This is a genomic window from Phenylobacterium sp., assembly GCF_030693805.1.
Lineage (GTDB): Bacteria > Pseudomonadota > Alphaproteobacteria > Caulobacterales > Caulobacteraceae > Phenylobacterium.
The window spans coordinates 1-4,946 of sequence record NZ_JAUXZW010000165.1; the positions used below are offsets into that span (position 1 = coordinate 1).

Below are 4,946 nucleotides of genomic sequence, written 5' to 3' on the forward strand. Positions count from 1 at the left end.
CCTGGACGACTTGGCGCCGCGCGCGCCGTCGGCGGCCCGAGTGGAGGACACCTTCTTCCAGCCGGGCGAATGGGCGGCGGCGAACCAGCCGATCCTGGCGCTGCTGCCCCACGACCGGATCAAGCTGCGGTTCTTCGTCCCCGAGGCGGCGCTGGCCGCCTACCAGCCCGGCGCCAGCGTGCGCTTTTCCTGCGACGGTTGCGCCGCGGGCCTGAGCGCGCGGATCACCTTCGTCAGCCCGCGCCCCGAGTTCACCCCGCCGGTGATCTACAGCCGCGAAGCGCGCGACCGACTGGTCTACATGGTGGAGGCCAGGCCCAGCGTTCGACTCAACCCTGGCCAGCCGGTGGACGTGGTCCCGCTGGAGCCGGCGCCGTGACCCTGGCCATCGACGTCAGCGGCCTGAACAAGAGCTTCGGCGCCCGCCGCGTCGTGCAGGACGTCACCATCCAGGTCGAGGAAGGCCGCATCTGCGGGTTCCTCGGTCCCAACGGTTCGGGCAAGACCACCACGCTGCGCATGCTCTGCGGCCTGCTGACGCCCGACAGCGGCGCGGGGACCTGCCTGGGGTTCGACATCCTCAAACAGGCCGACGAGATCAAGCGGCGCACCGGCTACATGACGCAGAAATTCTCGCTCTACGAGGACCTGACGCTCGCCGAGAACCTGCAGTTCACCGCACGCGTCCATGGCCTGGACCGCCGCGCAGCCCGCGTCGCCGACGCGCTGGAGCGGCTGGGCCTCTCTGGACGTCGGGATCAGCTCGCCGGCACGCTGTCCGGCGGCTGGAAGCAGCGCCTGTCTCTTGCCGCGGCCACCCTGCACGAGCCGCGATTGCTGCTGCTGGACGAGCCGACCGCCGGCGTCGATCCCAAGGCCCGGCGCAGCTTCTGGGACGAGATCCATACGTTGTCCGCGCAAGGCCTGACCGTGCTGGTCTCCACCCACTACATGGACGAGGCCGAGCGCTGTCACGAGATCGCCTACATCAGCTACGGCAAGCTCATCGCCCGCGGCACGGCTGACGAGGTGATCGCCGAGGCGAAGCTCACCACCTACCGCGGCGAAGGCCCGGGCATCGACCGCCTCGCCGCCGAGATCGCCGCCCTGCCCGGCGTCGAGACCGCCGCCCCATTCGGCGCCGCCCTGCATGTCAGCGGACCCGACCGCGCAGCGCTGGAGCACGCGTTGGCCCCCTACCGCCGCGCGCCGTTCCACTGGAGCGAGACCCCGCCCAACCTGGAGGATGTGTTCATCCACCTGATGGCCGGCGCCGAGGACAACTTCCAATGAGCGGGTTCTCGGGCCTGCGCGTGCTGGCGGTGCTGGCCAAGGAGTTCAAGCAGCTCACCCGCGACCGGCTGACCTACGCGATGATCCTGGCCATGCCGGTCGTGCAGTTGCTGCTGTTCGGCTACGCGATCAATTCGGAGCCGCGCCACCTGCCCACCGCCCTGCTGGTCCAGGAGGACAGCGTATTCGCCCGCTCAGTGGTGTCCGGCCTGCGCAACAGCGCCTTTTTCGACCTCGAGCGCCACGTCCGCAGTCCGGCCGAGCTCGACGACCTGCTGCGCCGGGGCGACACTCAGTTCGCCATCACCATCCCCGGCGATTTCACCCGGCGCGTGGTGAGGGGCGACCACGCCCAGATCCTGGTGGAGGCCGACGCCACCGACCCTTCGGCCACCGGCGGCGCCGTGGCGGCGCTGCGGGCGCTGTCGAACCAGGCGCTGGCGCGCGACCTGCAGGGCTCGGTCGCGCCGCCTTCGACGGCCACGCCGCCGTTCGAGGTGGTGGTCCACAGCCGCTACAATCCCGAGGCGGTCACCGCCTACAACATCGTGCCGGGCCTGCTGGGCGTGATCCTGTCGATGACCCTGGTGATGATGACCTCGCTCAGCGTCACCCGCGAGACCGAGCGCGGCACGATGGAATCGCTGCTGGCGACGCCGGTGCAGCCGATCGAGGTGATGGTCGGCAAGCTTGCGCCCTATGTGCTGGTCGGCTTGATTCAGACGATGCTGATCCTCTTGCTGGCGCGAGTCTTGTTCCACGTGCCGCTCGGCGGCGGCTGGGCAGGACTCAGCCTGGGCGTCGCGCTGTTCATCGTGGGATCCCTGGCCTTGGGCTTCCTGATCTCCACGGTGGCGCGCTCGCAGCTACAGGCCATGCAGATGAGCATCTTCTACATCCTGCCCTCAATCCTGCTGTCTGGGTTCATGTTTCCGTTCAGAGGCATGCCGGAATGGGCTCAGGCGCTGGGCCAGATCATCCCGGTCACCCACTTCCTGCGCGTGGTGCGCGGCGCGCTGCTGAAGGGCCAGTCGCTGGACGACATGTGGCGCGAACTAGCCGCCCTGGCCGCCTTCGTCTGCGTCGTCTCCGCTCTGGCGATGTTGCGATACCGCCGCACCCTCGATTGACGGGTGGGTTCCGCACGATACCAATATTTGGTATTGATCGGCTGGGAGAACGTCCGATGAGCAAAAGCACCTCTTTCAGCCTCGGGGATCACTTCAGCGCCTTCATCGAGGCTGAGGTGGCGACCGGCCGATACGGCTCGGCGAGCGACGTCGTACGCGCAAGCCTGCGACTGCTTGAGGAGCGGCAGCTTCGCCTCGACACACTGCGTGCCGCCTTGATCGAGGGCGAAACGAGCGGAACCAGCACGCCTTTCGACTTCGACGCCTTCATCGCTGACCGGTCGGGGCCCAAGCCCTCAACCTGATGGGGACCTATGTCCTCACGCCTCGCGCCCGGTCCGACGTGGCTGAGATCTGGGACTACACAGAAGCTACGTGGGGCCGCTCCCAAGCCGAGACCTACATCCGAGACCTCCAGCGCGTCATCGAGAGCGCCGCGGAGCATCCGCGTCTGGGCCGGGCCAGCGACGACATCCGGGCCGGCTATTTCAGGCGAACGGCCGGTTCGCACGTGGTGTTCTACCGGTTGAACGCTGAGGGCGTCGAAGTGGTCCGCATCCTGCATCAGAGCATGGATTTCGATCGCAACCTCTAAGGGTCCGGCGCCGCTTGCCCTCCAGCGATTCCCACCCCAACTTGGAATCATGAGCGACCGCCCCTCGGGCGCCGCCCCGCCCCGTTTAGTGGCGGTGCTCGGGCCCACGAACACCGGCAAGACGCACCTGGCGGTGGAGCGAATGCTCGGCCATTCCTCCGGGATGATCGGCCTGCCCCTGCGCTTGCTGGCCCGCGAAATCTACGATCGGATCGTCAAGGCGCGAGGCCCCCGCTCAGTGGCGCTGATCACCGGCGAGGAGAAGATCGTCCCACCGCACGCCCAGTATTTCGTCTGCACGGTCGAGGCGATGCCGCTGTCGCGGGAGGTGGAGTTCCTGGCGGTCGACGAGATCCAACTCTGCGCCGACCCCGAGCGCGGCCACATCTTCACCCACCGCCTGCTGCACGCCCGCGGCAAGTCCGAGACCATGCTGCTGGGCGCGGCGACGATGGGGCCGCTCGTGCGCCGCCTGCTGCCCCATGCCGAGATCGTCTCGCGCGAGCGGTTCTCCAACCTCACCTATTCCGGGCCCAAGAAGCTCACCCGCCTGCCCCGGCGCACCGCCGTCGTCGCCTTCTCCGCCGACCAGGTCTACGCCATCGCCGAACTGATCCGCCGCCAACGCGGCGGGGCCGCGGTGGTGATGGGGTCGCTCAGCCCACGCACCCGCAACGCCCAGGTCGCCCTCTACCAGTCGGGAGAGGTGGACTTCGTGGTCGCCACCGACGCCATCGGCATGGGCCTGAACATGGACGTCGACCATGTGGCGTTCGCGGGTCTGCGCAAGTTCGACGGCAAGCGCACCCGCTGGCTGAACCCGCAGGAGATCGGCCAGATCGCGGGCCGCGCAGGCCGATACCGGACCGACGGCACCTTCGGCGTCACCGGCGAGTGCGAGGACATCGATCCCGACCTGTTCGACGCGGTGGAAAAGCACCAGTTCGAGCCTGTCGCCTCGGCCGAGTGGCGAAATGCGAAGCTGGACTTCGGCTCCCTGGCGCTGCTGACGCGCTCGCTGGCTCTCCCGCCCGATCGCAATGGCCTGGCCTTGTCGCAGGAGAGCCTGGATGAGGCGACGCTGCGCCGGCTGTCCGCCCTGCCCGAGGTCGCCGATCGCTGCCGCGACCGTTCGGCGCTGCTGAAACTGTGGGACGTCTGCCAGACGCCGGACTTCCGCAAGACCGGGACCGACGACCACGCCCGGCTGGTGAAGGACTTCTTCGACCACCTGACGACGGGTCCACGACACGTCCCCGAGGACTGGATCGCGCGCCAGTACGCCCAGCTCGATCACAGCGAGGGCGATATCGACACCCTGGCCGCGCGCCTGGCCAATGTCCGCACGCTGGCCTACGTCGCCAACCGCACCGGCTGGCTGACCGACGCGGTCGGTTGGCAGGGACGCACTCGCGCGCTCGAGGACCGCCTGTCCGACACCCTGCACGAGCGGCTCATGGCCCGCTTCGTCGACCGCCGCACCAGCGCCCTGATGCGCGGCTTGCGGGTGCGCGAGGATATGCTGGCCGGCGTCGGCGCCGACGGCGCGGTGACCGTGGAGGGCCACTTCGTCGGCCGCCTGCAGGGCGTCGCTTTCGAGCCGGCGCAGGGTTCCTCGCTGATCGAGCAGAAGGCGTTGCGCGCCGCGGCGATCGCCGCGGTGGGCCCTGAGATCGCGCGCCGGCTGGGCAAGCTCGCCGCGGAGCCGGACGATGCGTTCCGGCTGCTGCCGGACGGTGTGGTCACCTGGCGTGGGGAAGCCGCCGCGACGCTTGTAGGCGGGAGTCCGTTCACGCCCCGCCTGCGCCTGTTCGGCGAGCTCGGCCCGACCACCGCCCGCGAGCGCGCCTTGAGACGCATGGAGGCCTTCGTCGCCGCCGAGTCCGGGCGCCGGTTACCGGCGCTCCGCAGGCTGGAGGCGGCGATGG

Annotated in this window: 6 protein-coding genes; all 6 read left to right on the forward strand. The window is 69.2% G+C overall.

What is annotated here, in order from left to right; genetic code table 11:
* Positions 1–379: HlyD family secretion protein (locus Q8M88_RS06995; protein WP_305595763.1), on the forward strand; the 379-nt coding region annotated here is incomplete at its 5' end.
* The gene (locus Q8M88_RS07000; protein WP_305595765.1) at positions 376–1,293 is read left to right on the forward strand and encodes an ABC transporter ATP-binding protein; all 918 of its coding nucleotides are present in this window, start codon (positions 376–378) and stop codon (positions 1,291–1,293) included. The genes Q8M88_RS06995 and Q8M88_RS07000, both read left to right, overlap by 4 nt.
* Positions 1,290–2,423, forward strand: a complete 1,134-nt coding sequence (locus Q8M88_RS07005; RefSeq protein ID WP_305595767.1) for an ABC transporter permease — start codon at positions 1,290–1,292, stop codon at positions 2,421–2,423. Before Q8M88_RS07000 ends, Q8M88_RS07005 begins: the two co-directional genes overlap by 4 nt.
* Positions 2,424–2,479: 56 nt before the next feature.
* Complete coding sequence (locus Q8M88_RS07010) at positions 2,480–2,728, forward strand: type II toxin-antitoxin system ParD family antitoxin (RefSeq protein ID WP_305595769.1); 249 nt, start codon at positions 2,480–2,482, stop codon at positions 2,726–2,728.
* Complete coding sequence (locus Q8M88_RS07015; RefSeq protein ID WP_305595771.1) at positions 2,728–3,018, forward strand: type II toxin-antitoxin system RelE/ParE family toxin; 291 nt, start codon at positions 2,728–2,730, stop codon at positions 3,016–3,018. The genes Q8M88_RS07010 and Q8M88_RS07015 overlap by 1 nt, the downstream gene beginning before the upstream one ends.
* 49 nt (positions 3,019–3,067) lie before the next feature.
* On the forward strand, positions 3,068–4,946 hold a 1,879-nt coding region (locus Q8M88_RS07020; RefSeq protein WP_305595773.1), incomplete at its 3' end, for a helicase-related protein.